Here is an 18,699-nt window from a genome sequence, read left to right as displayed (position 1 = left end):
CCCCCATCGGCGCAGCCGGCCACCCGCATCCGGCGCGGAGCGCCCGCCGCCCTGCCGACGCGCAGCGAGGTGCCCTACCGACGCGCAGCGAGGTGCCCTAAGTCAGGCGCAGCCTGATTGCCCTTGCCGACGCGCAGCGAGGTGCCCTAAACCGGCCCAGCCCGATCATGTCGGAGCCAGACCTCCCCCTGCCCCCGATACACAGCGCCCTCCTGCCGCACCCCTGGTTGTCAAGGCATCTTTCCCGCCTTGACAACCAGGGGTGCGGCATTGAGACAATCGCGCACCGGGGGCCGGGCTCCGCCACCCCCCTACTCCCCGCCCATCTCCTCCACCACCAATCCATGCGCCGCCGCGAACGCGATCGCCATGCCCAAATCCACCGTCGCCCCCGCCACCTTCGCCTGCACCCACCCGTTCGCGTCCAACCGAGCCCCCCTCAAATCCGCCCCACCCAACTCCGTCCCCAACAACCGCGCCCCCAACAAATCTGTCCCCCTCAAATCCACGTCCCGCAGATCCGCCCCGCTCAGGTTCGCCTCCCGCATCCGCAGATCCCGCAGATCCATCTTCCGCAGGTTCACCCCCGCCAGCGAGGCCAACGTGAGATCCGTCTCCCGGAACGTGATCGGCCGCAACACGCAGGCCGTGAACGAAGACCCCAACAAACTGCACGAGGAGAAAACGGACCCCGCCAACACCGCCCGGTCGAACACGCAGGACCGGAACGCCGTGGCCGTGTGCCGCGAATCCCCGAGATCGGTCCGCGCGAAGGTGCAGTTCGTGAACGTGCACCCCTTCGTCACCAACCCCCGCATGTCGGCTTCGCTGAAGTCGCACCGCTCGAAGGACCGCCGTTCCCACTTCTCCTGGAACAGGACCGCGTCGGCGTAGTCCTCGCCGATGATCACCGAGTCGTCCACGCCGACCACCTAACCACCTGAGAGGCTGCTCACCGCACCTGCGGTCGACTTCGGCCGGTTGGTAACCTGCGCGAGTCGGGCGAAAGCGCCCGGTGCGCGGTCCCGGTGCAGAGACCGCCGCTGACAGGTCTGCCCTGCCTAGTGGTCGTGCCACCCGAGGACTCGCCGCCCCCTGGACCTCGGGAAGGCTCTTGACCTCCTCCGCCGCCTTGAAGGACGTGGATTCCGGACCTCGCGGTCAGGGGTTCCTGCTTCACCGGGCCGTGCCTTCCCCGCTTGCGCGGTTCGGGTCTTACCATCCCTCCACAGGCGTTTCACCTCTCCGCCAGCCCGGCGGCGAGGATGTTCCTGGCGGCGTTCACGTCCCGGTCGTGCACCGCACCACACGGGCACTCCCACTCCCGGACGTCCAGCGGCAACGACTCGACCCGGTGCCCGCAGTCGGAACACAGCTTCGACGACGGGAACCACCGGTCGACCACCACCACGGTCCGGCCGTACCACCCGGCCTTGTACTCCAACATGGACCGGAACTCCGACCACGCGGCATCGCCGATCGCGCGGGCCAGGTTGTGGTTCTTCAGCATGTTCCGGACGCTGAGGTCCTCGATCACGACCGTTTGGTTCTCACGGACGAGCCGAGCGGTCAGCTTGTGCAGGTGATCCCGCCGCCGATCAGCGATCCGAGCATGGACACGGGCGACCTGCAGCCGTGCCTTCACCCGGTTGTTCGAGCCCTTGGTCCTCCTCGCCAAGACGCGCTGAGCCTTGGCGAGCCTCCTGCGACCGGTCCGCTCGTGACACGGGTTGTCGACCTTCTCGCCGGTGGACAGAGCGGCGAGGGTGGCGATACCCGCGTCCACGCCGACGACGCGGGCGACCGGTGGCAGGGGCCGCACGGTGGGGTCCTCGACCAGGATGGACACGTGCTAGCGGTTCGCGGCGTCACGGGAAACGGTCACGGTCGAGGGTGTCGTTCCTTCCGGCAGGGGTCGGGACCACACGACGTCCAACGGGGTGGCCTGCTTGGCCAACGTGAGATGTCCGTCGCGGTAGGTGAACCCCGACCGCGTGTACTCCGCCGACGCTCGCGACTTCCGCTTCGACTTGAACGACGGGTGCCGGGAGCATTTCGCGAAGAACGCCGCGTAGGCGCTTTGCAGGTGCCGCAGCGATTGCTGCAACGGCACCGAGGACACCTCGTTGAGGAACGCGAGGTCATCGCTCTTCTTCCACCTCGTCAACGCGGCCGAGGACTGGACGTAGGCCATCGACCGGGACTCGGTCGCGTAGACGCGGGCTCGTTGTTCCAGTGCCTTGTTGTAGACCAGGCGGACGCAGCCGAAGGTGCGGTTGAGCTGATCGACTTGCTCGGGGGTGGGGTGGAACCGGTACTTGAATGACCGCTTCACACCTCCGAGAACCATTCCCTACACCATATCGCAAGTTCATGCAAGTCCACGTCCAGAGAGAGGAGTGGGCGCTTCCTCCCCCGCCTGAGAGCGGGGGTATCCGCGCCCAACATCAAGATGACCCGCACGCCCGTGAACGTCACCGTCACCGGTGCGGCCGGCCAGATCGGCTACGCACTGCTGTTCCGCATCGCTTCCGGCCACCTGCTGGGTGCGGACACCCCGGTTCGCCTGCGCCTGCTGGAGATCCCGCAGGCCGTGAAGGCCGCCGAGGGCACGGCCATGGAGCTCGACGACTGCGCGTTCCCGCTGCTGGCCGGCATCGACATCACCGACGACGCGAAGACCGCGTTCGACGGCGTCAACGTCGCCCTCCTCGTCGGTGCCCGCCCGCGCAGCAAGGGCATGGAGCGCGGCGACCTGCTCTCCGCCAACGGCGGCATCTTCAAGCCGCAGGGCGAGGCCATCAACGCCGGTGCCGCCGAGGACGTCCGCGTCCTGGTGGTCGGCAACCCGGCCAACACGAACGCCCTCATCGCGCAGCAGCACGCCCCGGACGTCCCGGCGGAGCGCTTCACCGCGATGACCCGCCTCGACCACAACCGGGCGCTCGCGCAGCTGTCGAAGAAGCTCGACGTGTCGGTCACCGACATCAAGAAGCTGACGATCTGGGGCAACCACTCCGCCACCCAGTACCCGGACCTGTTCCACGCCGAGGTGAACGGCACCACCGCCGCCGCGGCCGTGAACGACCAGGAATGGCTGGAGGGGACCTTCATCCCCACGGTCGCCAAGCGCGGCGCCGCGATCATCGAGGCGCGCGGCCTGTCGTCGGCGGCGTCGGCGGCCAACGCGGCGCTCGACCACGTGCACACGTGGGTCAACGGCACCCCCGAGGGTGACTGGACCTCCGCCGCGGTCGTGTCCGACGGCTCCTACGGCGTGCCGGAGGGCCTGATCTCCTCGTTCCCGGTCACCGCCAAGGGTGGCAAGTACGAGATCGTCCAGGGCCTGGAGATCGACGAGTTCTCCCGCGGCCGCATCGACGCCTCGGTCGCCGAGCTCGTCGAGGAACGCGACGCCGTGAAGGCCCTCGGCCTGATCTGATCCACGCTCTTCCCGAAGGGGGCGGCCCACGTGGTCGCCCCCTTCAGCGCGTTCGGAGCCTTCCAGCGCCCGGCCGAAACCCCCCGCACCCACCGACGGCTGATCGCCGAGTCCACCCCGCCCCCGTAGCGTCGGCTGTGCCCAGTCCTCGCGAACGGAGACGCCACTTGCGCATCACCTGGCCCGTGCCGGTACCGGAACTGCCCGCCGACGTGCACCCCGCGCTCGCCGCCACCGCCCGTGCCGCCTCCGCGGCCTACGGCGCGGCGCGGCTCGCGCACCCGAGACTGGAGTTGCGCGAGGAGGTGGCCGACGGCGCGGACGGCACGCCGACCATGCGCGTCGACGCGCTCGTGGAGGGCGCCATCGCCGAAGCGGCCGCGCGGCACCACGCGAACCTCCTGTCCGAGGAGGCGGGGTTCATCGACAACGGCTCCGACGTGACCCTGGTGATCGACCCGGTCGACGGGTCGGCCAACGCCGCGCTCGGGGTGCCGCTGTCGTGCTTCGCGGGTGTGGTGGTGGTCGACGGCACGCCCACCGAGGCGTTGACGGTGTGGTTCGACACCGGTCGGGCGTGGTGGGCGCGCGCCGGTGAACCGACGCCCTACCGGACGACGGGGCGCACGGCGCTGGACGGCGCCTCGGTGTGCCTGATGCGGCCCAAGCGCGGCACCGAGGCGGCGTGGCACCGCATCGCGAACCGGGCGGACCGGATCCGCGTGCTGTGCACGACGTGCCTGGAGACGGCCCTCGTCGCCGAGGGTTCCGTCGACGCCTTCATCGATCCGGGGTCGGACACCCACCGGATCATGGACCTGGCCGCGGCGCTGGTCACCGTGCCCGCCGCGGGTGGAGTCCTGGTCGACCTGCACGGCAGGCCGTTCACCTTCGACCACGACCTCACGAAGCGCTGGTCCGGCGTCGCCGCCGCCACTCCCCAGCTGGCCGAGGCGTTGATCGAGGCCGCGTTGGCGTGAAACCCCGAGTGCTGTCGCCAAGGCCGCGGTGGGCCTTGGCGACAGTCTCAGCTGTCCGAACGCGATTCGACGAGGCAGTTCGGGCCCGGGTACACCAGGCCTTCATGTCCGTCCACGAAGCGAATCAGGTACGGGGGAGCACCTTCACGGCCGCGGACCTCGAGGATTTCGCCCAAGCGCTCCTCGACACCCACGACACGACTGTGAACGTGCAGCCTGTCGCCTACTAGTGCCTGCATTGTTTATCGCACCTCCGATGCCACCAGAGTAGGACGCCGGAGCGGAGCGCAACAGGCCACCATGAGTGGGTTTCAGCTCGCGCAAGCGGAGTTGAGGGCGTTGAGCTTGTCGAGCTTCTGCTGCAACCACGTCGCCCCGGACGCCGGGTCGAGGTCGCTGAGGGTGACGCTGCTCAACTGGGTCGAGGCGTCCGTCAGCGCCTGCTTCAGCGTCGTGTCACCCGCCTGCTCGGCCAGCTTCGTCATCTCCTCGGCCTTCTTGTGGGCGTCGTCCACGGCGGCCTGCGGGTTGCTCAGGTCCGGCGTGAAACCCATCAGCCTCACCGCGTCGACGCAGAGCTGGACCTTGTTGGCCGCGTCACCTACCGAGTTCGCGGCGTTCGTCGCCTCGTTCACCGCGTCGCAGCCCGAGGCTGCGAACGCCAGCCCGAGCGCGAGCGTCATGGTGGCCACCGACCGTGAACCGCGCATGGGGACTCCAGTTCCGTGTTCATCGACTGTCGTGCGGAACTCCGACATTACCGACACTCCGGTCGGGGTGGCGGCGTGCGTACAACCTCCGCACGACGTCGTCGATCTCCGGCTCCACCACGGACAGGTCGTGCACCTCCGCGCGGGCGGCCACCGCGGCGATCAGCGCCGCCGCCGTCGTGACGTCCCGGCGGAAGGCCAGGTGCTGCCGCCTGCCGCCCAGTTCCGTCCGCACCGACACCACACCGGGCAGGTCCCCCAGCGGTTCCACCGCGCTTTCCAGGTCCACCACCAGCACCCGTTCCGGGCTGACCTCCGCGCTCAGCCCGGCCAGCGGGCCGTCCGCGAGCACGGTGCCGTGGTCGATCACCACCAGCCTGGGGCACAGGCGCTGGATGTCGTCGAGGTCGTGCGTGGTGAGCAGCAACGTGGTGCCGCGCCGGGTGTTCAGCTCGGCCAGGAACTCGCGCAGCCGCTCCTTGGACTCCAGGTCCAGCCCGATCGTGGGTTCGTCGAGCACCAGCAGGTCCGGCGCGTGCAGCAGGGCGGCGGTGACCTCGCCGCGCATCCGCTGCCCGAGCGAGAGTTGCCGCACCGGCGTCGACAGGAACGGGCCCAGCTCCAGCAGGTCCACGCACTCCTCGAGACGCCTGGTGAAGTCCGGCCCCGACACCCGGTAGATCGCCTTGAGCAGCTCGAAGCTGTCCGCCAGCGGCAGGTCCCACCACAGCTGGCTGCGCTGCCCGAACACCACCCCGATCCGCCGGGCCAGCTCCTTGCGCTCGCGCGACGGGTCGACCCCGGACACCCGTACGGTCCCCGAGGTGGGCACCAGGATGCCGGTCAGCATCTTGATGGTGGTCGACTTGCCGGCCCCGTTCGGCCCGACGTACCCGACGGCCTCACCGGCCGCCACGTCGAAGCTCACCCCGTCCACGGCGGCCACCGTCTCGTGGACGCGCCGCAGGAACCCCGCCTTGCGGCTCACGCGGAACTCCCGGCGCAGATCGCGCACCTCGATCATGATCCTGTCCCTCGGTAGCGTCGCACGGCGAACTTCCACACCACTCCGGCCAGCGCCGCCACCAGCGCGGCGACCACCGGCCCCACCCAGCCCAGCCAGCCCGGCGCCCCCAGCGGGTCGGCCTTGTCCAGCAGCGCCAGCGCCGGGTAGTACGCGACGAACGCGCCCGGCACCACGAACGCCATCAGCCGCCGCAGCCACCCCGAGTAGACGCTGATCGGGTACGACGTGAACGTGCTGCTGCCGTAGGTCACGGTGTTCGCCAGTTCGCGCCCGTCGACCAGCCAGAAGCACACCGAGCACGCGACGACCCACACCCCGCCGAAGATCACCGCGCCCGCGACGGGCGTCACCGCCAGCAGGGCGACCGACCACGGCGTCCACACGACCCCGTTGTGGGCCAACGCGTACCCGAGCACGACCAGCCCGGCCAGCACCCGTCCGAGCCGCTTGAGCGGCAGTTCCGACGACATCAGCTGCGGCAGGGTCCCCAACGGCCGCAGCAGCAGCACGTCGAACGTCCCCGTCCGGATCATCGCGGGGAGCTTGTCCAGCTGCCCCGCGAACAGGTCCGCGAGCCCGAAGGCGGTGCCCGCGAACGCGTACACCAGCAGCACCTCGTCCACGGAGAACCCGCCCAGCGCCGAGACCCGGTTGAACAGCACCAGGATCACCACCAGCTCACCGCCCTGGGCCAGCGCCTGCGCCAGGCAGTCGAGCAGGAACGACGCCCGGTAGGACAGCTGCCCGCGCAGCCGCGCGTGGTAGATCTTGCGGTAGACGCCCTCAGCCACCGTGCACCACGACCTTCCGCACGGCCCTGGAGAGCACCAGCTTGCCCAGCAGGAACAGGACGACGGCCCACACCGCCTGGTGCCCCAGCGTCAGCCACAGCGACCCGTGCTCCAGGAACACGTCGATCGGGCTCTGCATGATCGCCGGGAACGGCGTGAACCACAGCGCGAACCGGGCCCAGTCGGGGAAGAAGTCGAGCGGCACCGTCAGCCCGCACAGGATTCCCGTGCCCACGCCGTAGAGCGACCCCACACCGCGGTTGTCCAGCAGCCAGAACGTGCTCGCGTTCACCAGGAACCGCATCCCGAAGCTCACCAGCACCGCCAGCACGGCGCTGACCGCGAACAGCGGCCACCGCTCCGCCGACGGCCACCGGAACGGGAAGAACAGCGCCCCGACCACCACCGGCGGCACCAGCCGCGTCACCGCGCAGTACCCCGCCCGCCCCAGGTCCTCCGCGAGCAGCGCCCACTGAAGGTCCCACGGCCGGTAGAGGTCCACCACCACGTCCCCGGTGCGGATCCGGTCGGACAGCGCCGAATCACCCCACAGCACCACGAACGCCAACAGCCCCTGCCCCAGCCACACGTAGGTGACCGTGGCGGCGACGTCGTAGTCCCCGATCCGCCCTCCGGCGGAGGAATCCAGCGCCGCCAGCAGCACGGCCATCCTCAACAGGCCGAACACCACGTTCGTGGTCGTGCCCGCGATCATCGCTTGTCGATAGGTTGAATACCTGCGGAAACCGGCTACCACGAGCCGGGCCTGACCCGAACCCCACGCACGCACGTCGATCAACGCTACGGGCGGGGGCAAGCGGATTATCCCGCCGACCCCAGCACCTCGCGGCGGAACCGGTCGGCGAAGCGCTGGGTGCGCACCATCTCGCCGAGTCGCACGCCGCCCGCCAGTTCGGCGTCGATCGCCCGCTGGAGCGGGTCGAGCAGTTCGAGCACCAGGCGTTCCGACTCGTTCTGGTCCCAGACCACGTCGAGCACCCGTTCGCACTGCTTCTGCGCGGCCTTCGAGTGCGAGACCTTGGCGGAACCGAGCAGCCGCAGCGTGATCGCGGACAGCAGGTGGTAGCGCGCGGGGCTGTAGCTGTTGGGGATGCGGCGGTTGCGGATCAGCCACTCCAGGCGGTAGAACGCGGCCGCGGCGGTGTAGTAGAGGATCGGCTGCTGGTCGGGGGCGAACAGCTCCTTGCCGCGGGCCGCGAGCAGCGTCTTGAGGTGCCCCGACCGCGCGGGCCCCTCCAGGAACATGGCGACGTAGGCGCGGGTGAGCTGCGCCCTGGTGATGACGCGGGTCTTCTCGATGTGCTTGCCCTCGCTGTACTGCTTCGAGCGGCGCTCGTAGTACAGGCAGTGCTGCTTGTCGCGGCCGCGGTGGAAGTAGTCCTCCAGCAGCCGGTGGAAGTCCTCCCGGACCGACAGGTCCTCCTCCGTGACCACGGTCTGCCGGTTCGTCGCGGCGACGATGCCGTTGATGAGGTCCTCGTCCTGGGAGTGCACGATCCGCACGCTGACGTGGACGGCGTCGGTGAGCAGGTCGCGCTGCTCGAACAGCACGTGGCAGGTCTGGCAGCCGTTGACGATCTGGAAGTCGTCCACGTGGACCTCGTCGCCGACGACCGTCAGCCCGCGGGTCACGATGGTGATGCCGTTGTTGAGCGCGGCGAAGCGCTCCCGCCGCACCGGGTCGCGCAGCGTCTCGCGGATCTCGGAGTTGACGTCGTTGTAGCCCTGGAAGTCGCGCACGTTGTCGTTGAACAGCGTCTTGCGCAGCCGCCCCGCCTCGTCGCCGAGGACGTGCTCGACGAGGTCCTTCGCCGCCAGCAGGCCCAACAACGACTGGTCGACACCGGGCACCTTGGGGAAGAACACCTTCTTGGGCATCGGGAACGTCGCCGCGACCTTCGTGGTGGCCCGGCGGTAGAGCTTGCGCAGGTCGCCGCGGCCCTCGCAGTGGAACTCCACGACCTCGAACAGCCCCGGCTCGGTGAGCTGCTTCTCCGCGGAGTGCGCCTTCTGCGCCACCATCTCCGCCACGTTGTCGCCGGTGGTCACGTAGTGGACGTGCAGCTGCGGGAGCCTGCTGGCCAGCTTGCCGATGTCGCCGTAGATCGCGGTCAGGCAGTCGCGCAGGTTCTGCACGTCCGCGGAGGCCTCGTAGGGCAGCGGCTCGGAACTCGTGACGTGGCACAGGTTCTCCGCCAGGTCGGAGATGACCTTCGTCTCGAACCCGGAGCTGGTCTTGGCCTGCACGACGACGATCTGGACGTCCGGTTTCGACGCCGCGTCCACGGCCGCGTGGACGTCCGCCGCGTCGTGCAGCAGGTCGCCGTTGACCAGGACGCCGAACGCGTCGATGCCGAGGTCGTTGCCGCCGCCGGTGCGGAAGGCGTCCGGGCTGAACTCGCCCTCGTAGTAGGAGCTCAGCACGCAGTAGGCGGCGAACGCCTCGAACGCCTCGCTCTGCGGGAGCCCGGCGAGGCTCTGGACTTCCTGGAACTCCTTGACCAGTCCCTGGATGACGAGGTCCACGGGCGTGCGTCTCCTAGTGCTGTTGATTGCGTGCTCTGACCAGGACTTCCTCGTTGGTCAGCGCGCTGGACGGGTGGTGGCTCAGGCACATCGGCGAGTGGACCTTGGTGAACGGCATGCCCTCGCCGACCGCGTAGAACTGGCCCGCGGTGAGCCGTGAGATGTCCAGGACCGTGCTGGCCTTGGCGGCCGCCATCTCCTTGGCCGCCGCGACCTGCGTGGGGCTGTTGATGAAGCCGAAGTACTGCGTCGCGGCGTTGCCGACGATCCGGTTGTGGATGCCCTTCGGCGCCTGCGTCGCGAACACCAGGCCCAGCCCGTACTTGCGGGCCTGGGAGGCGAGCGCGAGCGTGCTGGACGTGCACGCCGTCATCGCGCCCGAGGGCGCCAGGGTCTGCGCCTCGTCCATCACGAACAGCCCGCCCAGCGGCCGCCCGCCCGCCGGGTGCTGCTTGATCCACGCGAACAGCGCCATCTGGAGCTGGTTGACGAAGCTCTGCCGCTGCTCGTCGGTCGGCAGGCCGATGAGGCTGATCACCGAGATCCGGGCGCGCTTGCCCGGCGCGGGCGTGAGCAGGACACCGGGGTCGACGGGGGTGCCCGAGCCGCCGAACAGCGGGTCGTTGATCATCGCGGCGGTGAGGGTCTGGGACATGTCCGCGGCCATCGCCTGGCCCTTGGTGAGCGAGGTGACGCCGTCCGGCAGGTCGCTGAGCAGGTCGAGGAACGATTCGAGGCTTCCGCCGCCGGTGTGGGCGAAGTAGGCCAGCGCCTCCTTCAGCGCCGCCCGCGCCAGGTCCGCCTTCACCGTCGAGCCGTCCGCGCGGGCCCGTGGTGCCAGGCCCGCCACGGCGGTGTCGAGCGCGAGCCGGAACTCATCCGGATCACCGGCCAGCGCGGCCAGGTCGGGCAGCGGCTGGAAGCTCAGCGGTCGCCCCGACTCCCAGCCGGGCGTCCAGACCACGACGTCGGTGTGCTCCAGGTACTCCGCGGCCTTGGCGTCGTCGCCGGGGTTCCAGCCGCCGGGCGCCTGCGGCCACGCGTCGCCCAGCCGGGCCAGGTCGTTGTTCGGGTCCAGGACGATGGCGGACACGCCCTGGAGCGCGCACTCCTCCAGCAGCCTGCGGATCAGCACCGTCTTGCCGGAACCCGAGCCCGCGAAGATCACCGCGTGCTTGCGCAGGGCTTCCAGCGGGATCGGCACCGGGTCGCCGGTGTCGGCGGCGTCGCCCAGCGACAGGAACCCCTCCGGGACAACGGCTTTCGGCGCCGTCGGGACGAGGACGGGAGTCTCGACCACGTCGAGGTCCTCGTCCGGCCAGCCGGAGTGGTCGCCGTGCGACTCGGGCGGGAGCGGCCTCTCGGGGCCCGCTTCCGGCTCCGGCAGCGGTTCGGGCTCGCCGAAGACCGTGCGGAACAACGCGGTGGTGCTCGCGGGCCTGCGCTGCTGGAGCCACGGCTTGAAGCCCGCGGGGTTGTTGCCCCACATCGCCTCCAGCGCGGCGAACGTCTTCAGGTCGTCGAGGTCGACGTGGTCGAGGAACACCCCGCCCGCCGCCTGGAACGCCTCCAGCATCTCGCCGGTCTTCTTCGTGTTGGTCTTCCACGTGCCCGTGCGCAGCAGGAAGGCCCGGCGCTTGGGGACGTTCACGTCGAGGCCCGCGGCGACGCGCAGCCGTTCGATGCGGTTCTGCGCCGCCCCGGCGTGGCTGGTGGCGATGGCGCGGAAGGACCAGTGGGCCTGGTCGTCGGTCTTCTCGTCCAGCATCCGCCGCAGCCTCGCGTGCAGCGACGGGTTCGCCCCCGGCCGGGGGTCCAGCGAGTACTGCTCCCGCGCGTCGCCCTGCTCGAAGATGTAGGTGTGCAGCCCGGCGGTCAGCAGCGAGGGCATCCGCGAGTCCTCGCCGCCCTTGTCCAGCGCGACGCTCAGGTCCGCGGCCCGCTGGAGGGCGGCGAACCGGTCGTCCAGCTCGGCCATCTGCTCGTCGGACGCCGTCTCGACCACGGGCTTGCGCCGCGTCTTCAGGCCGACCCTGCTGGTGAGGCTGGCCATCGTGACCAGGGTGTCCGCTTCGAGGCAGGTCCTGATGTGCTGGTCGATCTCCTTGAACAGCTGCCGCGGCGTGAACCGCACGGCCCCGGAGAACGCTTCGGGGAGCACCGGCCAGCTCGGGGAGGGCGGCTCGAAACCGACCTCGGCGAACCGCGGCTGGAACCGGGTCACGACCAGGGCGAGCCCGATCGCCGCCGACGGCACCCCCTTGAGCTGGGAGGCCTGGCGGAACCTGGAGATCACCGCCCCGTTGGTCCGGCTGCCCAGGCTTTCCCACACCTGGTTCTGGCAGGCGACCACGGACACCGTGCGCTGCATCGTCTCGCGCATCGCCATCAGGCCGCCGCCGATCTGGTCCAGCAGCGAGTCGTCGGTCACCCCGGTCTCGGGCCGCGCGTCGTCGGTCGGCCGCTGGGACTGCGAGATCAGCGTGTCGATCTGGTCGACGGCGACCAGGCTCGGACCGGTCAGCGAGAGCAGCCGGGACAGCTCGCCGACGATCTGGTGCGGGGTCTTCGAAGCGGGGTGGATGCCCCACTGCTGCCGTTCACCGGGCACGGCCTCGCCCGCCGAGACGAGGTAGGCCTCGCCCACCTCCCTCGCCGCGAGGTCCCTGGACGAGAGCAGCACCAGCGCCCTGGCCGTGTGCCTGCACTCGTGGCCGCGCTGGGGATCGGTCGTGCCGAGCGCGTGCACGACCTCGTCGAGCGCCCACGGGGTGAGCGTCGCCTCGCCGAGGACCTGCCGCCGGGCCTCGTCGGGCAGGTCCAGCCGGTTCGCCAGCCGCGTCAGCGCGACGGTGAGCTGCTTCTCGCCGCCCAGGCCGGGGTAGTGCAGCCCGGAGCGCAGCGCGTGCACGACGTTCTGCCAGAAGTCGCTGCCGTGCAGCAGGCTCACCAGGAAGAAGTACCCGCCCCGCCGCTGCACCTCGGCCCGCACCGCGCCGAGCATGTGCGTCTTCCCGGACCCCTGCTGACCCGTGATGGCGACGCCGAGCGGGCTCGCGCCGCGGCTGGCCCTGGCGTCCTCGTAGGCGTCCATGACGGCCTTCAGGGCGGCCTCGTTGAGCCCTTCGACGTGCGGTGTGGTCGAGTCCCACACGTCCTCCGGGGTCGGCGCCCAGTCGAACCGCAGGTTCTCCAGTGCCTTGCGCTCCAGCGCGTCCATGCCCGGCGTCCTCAGGCGTGTTCGATGGACAGCAGGTGCTTGTCCTCGCCGCCGACGTGGATGGCCGCGTCGCGGTCGGCCTCGGACAGCGTCTTCTGGTTCGCCTCGGGGATCAGGTAGGCCCACGGCTCCAGGTCGAGCCGCAGCAGGGCCTCGTCGACCTCGTCGCGCGACAGGTGGGGGAGCGCGTCGCGCAGCCGGGACAGGTTCACCCACGCCCTCGGGCGCGACGCGAGGGAGTCGTACGCGCCGCGGATCTCGTCGTCCGGCGTGACGGCGGCGGGAACGGCTTCGACCGTTCCGGCTGCTTCAGTGGTCTCGACCGCGAGGTCGTCCGCCTCGACCGCTTCGACCGCCGGGTCAGCCGAGAGGTCCGCCGCGGCCTTCGCCGTGCCGTCGGGCACGAAGTAGTCGGCCATCGTCAGCTTCGACTTGGCCAGGAACCTGTCGATGGAGCGGGCGTAGCCGTAGGCGAGGCGGTAGGCCTTCGGCGCGCCGGGCGGCGTCTCCGAGGCCAGTTCCGCGCGACAGCGGATCCAGCCCTGTTCGGTGAGTTCGTGCACGAAGGCGCCGCGCAGTTCCTTCGACTTGCGGGCCTTGATGTAACCGAGGCCTTCGAGCCGTTCGCGGGACTTCTTGTCGATCGTGAAGCCGAACTGCTCCTTGATCTCCGTGTTCGAAGCTTCCTCCACGAACATCATGAGGGTCGCCAACGCGATTTTTTCCGAAAGGCCGAGTAGTGCGTCCACCGCGCGCGATCTCCAATGTGCCAGGCAGGGAGCGGAACGCGGCCCACCCTAGCCGCCCGCGTCGTCGGAGGGCGTGAGTTCGCTCAACTGGAGCAACCCGTTCGTCGCAACGACATTCCCAGTGGTTACCGACTGGGGAAATCACTCTTCCGGCGGTATGAAACCCACCGTTCTCCGAAAGGTCTCGACCAATTCGGGACCGCATTATTGCGGAATTGTGTTGATTGTCGACGAATTGGTTCCGCGGTCAGTGCTCCGCCGCCAGGACGCCGCCCAGCAGTCCGGGGTAGAGCGCGTCGAGGTCGTCGCGCCGCAGCGTGCAGATCCGCGACGTCCCTTCCGCCCGCACGTGCACGACCCCCGCCTCCCGCAGCGTCCGGACGTGGTGCGTCCGCGTGGACTTGCCGATCGACAGCTCGATGCTCCCGCAGGCGACGCCCGTCCCGCGCTCGGCCAGCGTGCGCACGATCGTCAGCCGCATCGGGTCGGCCAGCGCCTGCAGCACGGCCTCGATGCGGATCTCGTCGAGCGCGGGGTGTTCGAGGGCGTCCACGATCCCATAGTACGACACTTGTCGTAGTTCGATGAAAATCGTAGTACGGTCACCGTCGAACCAATGGCCGAAGCTGGGAGTCCGATGTCCGCCCGCACCTACCTGCTCGCCGCCGGCGCCTTCACCGTGGGCACGAGCGGCTACATCCTGTCCGGCCTGCTGCCCGCCGTGAGCCGCGAACTGGACGTCTCGCTGTCCACGGCGGGGCAGCTGCTCACCGTCTTCGCGCTGTCCTACGCCGTCGCGGCACCCGTCCTCGCCGCCCTCACCGGCCGCTGGGACCGGCGCAAGCTGCTGGTCGCCGCGCTCCTGGTCTCCGCGCTCGGCAACGTCCTGTCCGCCCTCGCCCCGAACTACCCGCTGCTGCTGGCGGCGCGGGTCGTCAGCGCCCTCGGCGCGGCCGCCTACACACCCGCCGCCACCCTGGTCGCGACCGTGCTGACCACACCGGAGCACCGGGGCCGCGCCGTCGCCACGGTGTTCGGCGGCCTCACGTTCTCGCTGATCCTCGGCGTCCCGGCGGGCAGCCTGCTCGGCGGCACCATCGGCTACCAGACCGTGTTCGCCGCCGTCGGCGCGGCCTCGCTCATCGCCGCGGGCATGGTCGGGCTGGGTGTGCCGCGGGTCGCCACGCCGCCCGTGGTCGGCCTGCGCGAGCGCCTCGCCGTCGCCGCCGACCGCCGCGTCATGACCGTGCTCGCGATGACCGTGCTGGCCTGCCTGGCCGCGTTCAGCGTGTTCACCTACATCTCGCCCCTGCTCGCCGCCACGGCGGGCGTGCACGGCACGGTGATCTCGCTGCTGCTGTTCGCCTACGGCGTCGGCGGCGCGATCGGCAACTCGCTGAGCGGCAGGCTCACCGACCGCTTCGGCAGCAGGCGCCTGCTTTTCGTCATCTTCGCCGTCTTCACGGCCGTCCTCGCCACGCTGCCGCTGACCGCCACGACCACCGCCACCGCGGGCGTCGCGCTGTTCGTGTGGGGCCTGTTCACCTGGTCGGTCAACCCGCCCATCCAGAACTGGCTCATCGAACTCGCGCCCGCGGGCGGCGGCCTGGTGCTGTCCCTCAACGCGTCCGCCATCTACCTCGGTGTCGGCCTGTCCGGCCTGTTCGGCGGCCTGGTCATCGACACCGTCGGCATCACGCTGCTCCCGCCGATCGCGGGCGTGCTGGCACTGGCCGCGTTCGGCCTGCTGATCCGGGCGAGCCGACGGCCGCGCGTCCCGGAGCAGCCGGTCCTGCTACCGGTCTGACCCGAACGCGCTGGTCGTCGTCTCGCCGCCTTCGCGAGGCGAGGCGAGGCAGTGGAAGTAGTTGCGGTCCTCGTCCTCGAAACCGATCGCGACGACCTGCCAGCCCGCCGTGTCCACGTTCGGCCGGGTGTTCGCCGCCATCGCCTCCCTGGAGCAGACCCCCGCGACCTCGGGGGTCGCCGCGAGCTCGTCGGGGTCGACCTTGGGGATCTTCCCCGACAGCCAGCCGCCCGCGAACGCCTCCCAGTAGTGCTCCTGCGAGCAGTCGCCGATGCGCCGCGCGGTAGCGGCCTGGCCGCCGATGCTGACGGTCCCGCGGTAGCAGGAGGACTCCTCGACGCAGAACCCCGTCGCGCACGCCTTCAGGTAGGGCGGCGGGGTCTGGGGCTGTTCGCTCGCCTTCGGCTGGCTGCTCGGGCTGTTGGCGGTTGGCCCCGCGTTGGCGGCGGTGCCGTCCCTGGAGTTCAGCCACCACGCGCCGCCGCCGAGCGCCAGCACCACCGCGACGGCGGCCACGACCGCCACCCACTGCTTCCCCTTGGCGGGAGGTGCCGGGGTCGCGGGCGCGTAGGCGACCGGCGGCGGCGACGTGGAGACCGCGCCGCGCAGCTCGTCCCGCAGCCGGGCCGCCGTGGGCGTCCGCGCCGACACGTCGGGGTGCAGCGCGCGGGCGAGGGCGTTGTGGAAGTCCTCCGGCACACCCGGCACCGGCGGCACCGGTCGCCGCAGCACCTCGCCGAGGTGGTCGAACGACTCGATCGGCCACGGCACCGGACGCGGCGGCTTGCCCGCCAGCAGGTCGTACAGGGTCGCGGCCAGCGCGTACACGTCACCGGTCACCGTCGGCGCCGCCATCGCGAACGCCTCGGGCGGTGCGTAGCTCGGACTCAACGCGTCCCGCGTGACGGTGCTGTCACCCGCCGCGTCCAGCAGGGCGGCCAACCCGAAATCCGCCAGCTTCGCCGTGCCGTACCGGTCCACCAGGATGTTCGCGGGCTTGATGTCCCGGTGCAGCACACCTTCCGCGTGCGCCGCGGCCAACGCGTCCGCCAGCGCGATCCCCAGCTGCCGCACCCGCTCCGCGGGCAACGGCCCTTGCTTCTTCAACACGTCGTGCAACGACCCGCCGGTGCACAGCTCCATCACGATGTACGGCATGCCCTCCGGCGTGATGTTCGCGTCGTGCACCGCCACCACGTTCGGATGCCCCGACAACCGCGCCGCCGCATGCGCCTCCCGCAGGAACCGCCGCCGATCCCGCTCCCCGGCCAACACCCGGTTGTCGATCTTCACCGCGACATCGCGCCCGAGCTGCACCTGATGAGCCCGGTAGACCGTCGCGAACCCCCCTTGCCCCAACGGCTGCAGGTTCTCCAGACCCGGAATGCGCACGCGCAGACCTTACGTGTTCACCGCCGCGGTCTTGGTCACGTTCGGAACTCGCGCACCGCGCCCGTACCTCCCGGAGTCGCCCGCCCTCTCCGTGGTGGCCTGATGACCGCGACGCGCTGCCGGCCGCATGTCATTCGTCCGGCAGTTGTGCTCGTGTGTAACAAGCCGTCCGGATGTGTCGATCAGTCAACTGGCGGGATGAAGTCGAGAACTTTTCCTTGGTGATGCGCGTGGAAGAGGATTGTTCCTCGTGTTGGACCCGCCAGTCGAGGAGATGTCAGGTGCGCTACTGGGTGCTGTTCAGGATATTAACCGCTTTTGTGGCTTCGGGGATGATAGTGGCCTGGGTCTCGAGGGTTTCGGAAGTGGTCGCCGAGTTCGAAAAGATGTCAGGCGAGTCGTCGTCGCGAGACGCACTGGCCGGCGTGGCCGCTGTGTTCATGATTCCGGCGGTGTTGTTCGCGGCCATGATCGCCCTCCCCTTCGAGGTCTACATCCTCAGGAAGCGTCCGGGTTGGCATCTCGTTGCAAGCGTCGTAGCCGTAGGTCAAGGCGCCCTGGTCGGGTTCTCCTACCTGCTGAGCGCACGGAATCCTGGTGAAGACCCGATAGCAAGGCTGTACGACAAGAGCGATTGGATTCTTCTGGCGATCATCCAGTTCACGTACTTCTACTACTTCGCGTGGTGCGTGGTGGTCATTCTGGTGAGTATGTTCTGCGTCTTCGTCCCACGCTCCGAAGGGTCCCGCGTCATTGCGAATCCGGTCGGTCGCGCGATTGTGGACGCGGGTCCGACATTGGGTTATCTGGGGGTGGCGCTCGCAGGAGTGAGCGTGGCGCAGGCTTACAAGGTGGATGAGAGTCCCTTGCAGCTCATCTGGCCGGTTGTGGTCGGCGTGGTCCTGGTGGTCCTCGTACCCGTGTTCCTGAAGCTTTATGCCCGATCCCTGGGCAGGCGAAAGCCGTGAACGGGTCCTGCGGACCTCGGCGCTTGCCGCCTGTTCCTTGAACGGATCAAAGCAAGCATGCTCCCCGGAAGACCACGGCCGGGAGTCCTGGTTGATCTGTTGAGACTGCGAACGCCTTTGAGGACGCGGCATGGGGACGTTGGCCAAGGGGACAGCGGGTCGTGATCCAGCCGAGGCCGCTGTGCTCGCGAACAACCACCCGAAGCCCTCAGAGCTCCACGATGCTCCAAGACTCGAAATCACCCTCGGGTCGTGCCGACAGCGACCAGCCGTCGTCGAACTTCAGCGTCAACGACTCGTCGTCGGTCACGTCGACCGACGCCACCGTCTTCATGAACAGCCCCAGCACCGGTGTGAGGGTGCCGGGTTCGCCGGGCTTGATCTCGTGGGTGGCGCCGGTGCCGTTGCACAGTTCGAACGGGACCTCCACGACGAGCTCGGCGCTGAGCCGCGGGTGCTCGACCAGCGTGAGGCGGACCTGGTGGTCGAACGCCGTCCGCCAGACCTGCGTCCCGACCAACTCGTGATGCGACTGCATGGGTGTAACGCTCCGAACTGACTAGTGGGCCCGCTGGCAATGTAAGGCCGGGGCCACCGCGATTACGAGGCCGGGACGGTTACAGCTCGTCGTCCAGCCACGAGATGTGGGGCCGGTCGCCGTCGGGCGTCTCCCGGCGGGAGAGCCCGTAGCTCTCGTTGGGGAACACCGCGAACGGCAGCGGCATGCGGAGCGCGAGCACCTCCATGCCGGGGTAGAGCGGTCGTGTCTCCTCGACGACGGCGTACCCGACCTCGGCGGCCGCGGGCACGTCCAGTTCCACGATCCCCTCGGACTCGCCGCGCGCCGCCCGGTTGGGCGTGACGCGGACCGCGCCGGTGCCTGCGGGCTCCCAGTCGAACGCGGTGAACTCGGTGATCCCCGGCCTCGACCACTCGCACCAGCCGGTGCCGTCGGCCCGGAAGACGAGCTCCTCGTCCTCCATCGCGCTGTGGTAGCCGTGTTCGATGCTCCATCGGCCCACCAGGTCGGCGCTCATGGCGCCAAACTACAGAGGTGGCTGATCGA

19 protein-coding genes are annotated in these 18,699 nt (G+C 69.7%); 4 read left to right on the top strand and 15 right to left on the bottom strand.

Annotation, left to right across the window (positions count from 1 at the left end):
• Window positions 1–311 precede the first annotated feature (311 nt).
• The 3 genes from RM788_RS21505 to RM788_RS21495 form a co-directional block, all read right to left on the bottom strand.
• Window positions 312–923, bottom strand: coding sequence for a pentapeptide repeat-containing protein (locus RM788_RS21505; RefSeq protein ID WP_315933506.1), 612 nt, complete (start codon window positions 921–923; stop codon window positions 312–314).
• Between the two features lie 314 nt (window positions 924–1,237).
• Entirely contained in the window at window positions 1,238–1,849 is a 612-nt protein-coding gene (locus RM788_RS21500) for an RNA-guided endonuclease TnpB family protein (RefSeq protein WP_315933505.1), read from the bottom strand.
• A 3-nt stretch (window positions 1,850–1,852) separates the two neighbouring features.
• Window positions 1,853–2,335: an RNA-guided endonuclease InsQ/TnpB family protein gene (locus tag RM788_RS21495; protein WP_399344309.1), complete on the bottom strand. Its 483-nt coding sequence runs from the start codon at window positions 2,333–2,335 to the stop codon at window positions 1,853–1,855.
• Between the two features lie 117 nt (window positions 2,336–2,452).
• On the opposite strand from RM788_RS21495, the gene RM788_RS21490 reads away from it, so the two are divergent.
• Both RM788_RS21490 and RM788_RS21485 read left to right on the top strand, forming a co-directional pair.
• Window positions 2,453–3,442: a malate dehydrogenase gene (locus RM788_RS21490; RefSeq protein ID WP_315933503.1), complete on the top strand. Its 990-nt coding sequence runs from the start codon at window positions 2,453–2,455 to the stop codon at window positions 3,440–3,442.
• A 167-nt stretch (window positions 3,443–3,609) separates the two neighbouring features.
• A complete protein-coding gene (locus RM788_RS21485) occupies window positions 3,610–4,422 on the top strand; it encodes an inositol monophosphatase family protein (RefSeq protein ID WP_315933502.1) in 813 nt (270 codons plus the stop codon).
• 47 nt (window positions 4,423–4,469) lie between these two features.
• On the opposite strand, the gene RM788_RS21480 is transcribed toward RM788_RS21485, so the two are convergent.
• The 9 genes from RM788_RS21480 to RM788_RS21440 all read right to left on the bottom strand — a co-directional run bounded on the left by RM788_RS21480 (window position 4,470) and on the right by RM788_RS21440 (window position 14,019).
• Window positions 4,470–4,661 (bottom strand): DUF1918 domain-containing protein, encoded by a 192-nt coding sequence (locus tag RM788_RS21480; protein WP_315933501.1) that lies wholly within the window; start codon window positions 4,659–4,661, stop codon window positions 4,470–4,472.
• Window positions 4,662–4,733: 72 nt separating this feature from the next.
• Window positions 4,734–5,132 (bottom strand): bacteriophage spanin2 family protein, encoded by a 399-nt coding sequence (locus RM788_RS21475; protein ID WP_315933500.1) that lies wholly within the window; start codon window positions 5,130–5,132, stop codon window positions 4,734–4,736.
• A 19-nt stretch (window positions 5,133–5,151) separates the two neighbouring features.
• Window positions 5,152–6,156 (bottom strand): ABC transporter ATP-binding protein, encoded by a 1,005-nt coding sequence (locus RM788_RS21470; RefSeq protein WP_315933499.1) that lies wholly within the window; start codon window positions 6,154–6,156, stop codon window positions 5,152–5,154.
• Entirely contained in the window at window positions 6,153–6,950 is a 798-nt protein-coding gene (locus RM788_RS21465) for an ABC transporter permease (protein WP_315933498.1), read from the bottom strand. The genes RM788_RS21470 and RM788_RS21465 overlap by 4 nt, the downstream gene beginning before the upstream one ends.
• Complete coding sequence (locus RM788_RS21460; RefSeq protein ID WP_315933497.1) at window positions 6,943–7,665, bottom strand: ABC transporter permease; 723 nt, start codon at window positions 7,663–7,665, stop codon at window positions 6,943–6,945. Before RM788_RS21460 ends, RM788_RS21465 begins: the two co-directional genes overlap by 8 nt.
• Window positions 7,666–7,772: 107 nt before the next feature.
• Window positions 7,773–9,497: an AIPR family protein gene (locus RM788_RS21455; RefSeq protein ID WP_315933496.1), complete on the bottom strand. Its 1,725-nt coding sequence runs from the start codon at window positions 9,495–9,497 to the stop codon at window positions 7,773–7,775.
• Window positions 9,498–9,510: 13 nt separating this feature from the next.
• Window positions 9,511–12,717, bottom strand: coding sequence for a helicase HerA domain-containing protein (locus RM788_RS21450; RefSeq protein WP_315933495.1), 3,207 nt, complete (start codon window positions 12,715–12,717; stop codon window positions 9,511–9,513).
• Window positions 12,718–12,728: 11 nt separating this feature from the next.
• Window positions 12,729–13,409 (bottom strand): hypothetical protein, encoded by a 681-nt coding sequence (locus RM788_RS21445; RefSeq protein ID WP_399344301.1) that lies wholly within the window; start codon window positions 13,407–13,409, stop codon window positions 12,729–12,731.
• A 304-nt stretch (window positions 13,410–13,713) separates the two neighbouring features.
• Window positions 13,714–14,019 (bottom strand): ArsR/SmtB family transcription factor, encoded by a 306-nt coding sequence (locus tag RM788_RS21440; protein ID WP_315933494.1) that lies wholly within the window; start codon window positions 14,017–14,019, stop codon window positions 13,714–13,716.
• Between the two features lie 63 nt (window positions 14,020–14,082).
• Between RM788_RS21440 and RM788_RS21435 the strand changes: the two genes are divergently transcribed.
• Window positions 14,083–15,273 (top strand): MFS transporter, encoded by a 1,191-nt coding sequence (locus RM788_RS21435; RefSeq protein WP_315933493.1) that lies wholly within the window; start codon window positions 14,083–14,085, stop codon window positions 15,271–15,273.
• Here RM788_RS21435 and RM788_RS21430 read toward each other — a convergent pair.
• A complete protein-coding gene (locus tag RM788_RS21430; RefSeq protein ID WP_315933492.1) occupies window positions 15,262–16,665 on the bottom strand; it encodes a serine/threonine-protein kinase in 1,404 nt (467 codons plus the stop codon). The two genes, RM788_RS21435 and RM788_RS21430, sit on opposite strands and share 12 nt — an antisense overlap.
• Before the next feature lie 281 nt (window positions 16,666–16,946).
• Between RM788_RS21430 and RM788_RS21425 the strand changes: the two genes are divergently transcribed.
• Window positions 16,947–17,633: a hypothetical protein gene (locus RM788_RS21425; protein ID WP_315933491.1), complete on the top strand. Its 687-nt coding sequence runs from the start codon at window positions 16,947–16,949 to the stop codon at window positions 17,631–17,633.
• A 208-nt stretch (window positions 17,634–17,841) separates the two neighbouring features.
• Here the strand turns inward: RM788_RS21425 and RM788_RS21420 are convergent, their stop codons facing one another.
• The gene (locus RM788_RS21420; protein WP_315933490.1) at window positions 17,842–18,171 is read right to left on the bottom strand and encodes a DUF6188 family protein; all 330 of its coding nucleotides are present in this window, start codon (window positions 18,169–18,171) and stop codon (window positions 17,842–17,844) included.
• Window positions 18,172–18,250: 79 nt separating this feature from the next.
• The gene (locus RM788_RS21415; protein WP_315933489.1) at window positions 18,251–18,670 is read right to left on the bottom strand and encodes a hypothetical protein; all 420 of its coding nucleotides are present in this window, start codon (window positions 18,668–18,670) and stop codon (window positions 18,251–18,253) included.
• Window positions 18,671–18,699 lie beyond the last annotated feature (29 nt).

Origin of the sequence: Umezawaea sp. Da 62-37, assembly GCF_032460545.1 — a bacterium.
Taxonomy (GTDB): Bacteria; Actinomycetota; Actinomycetes; order Mycobacteriales; family Pseudonocardiaceae; genus Umezawaea.
The sequence above is the reverse complement of the archived record's forward strand: the minus strand, read 5'-3'. Positions and strand labels throughout refer to the sequence as shown.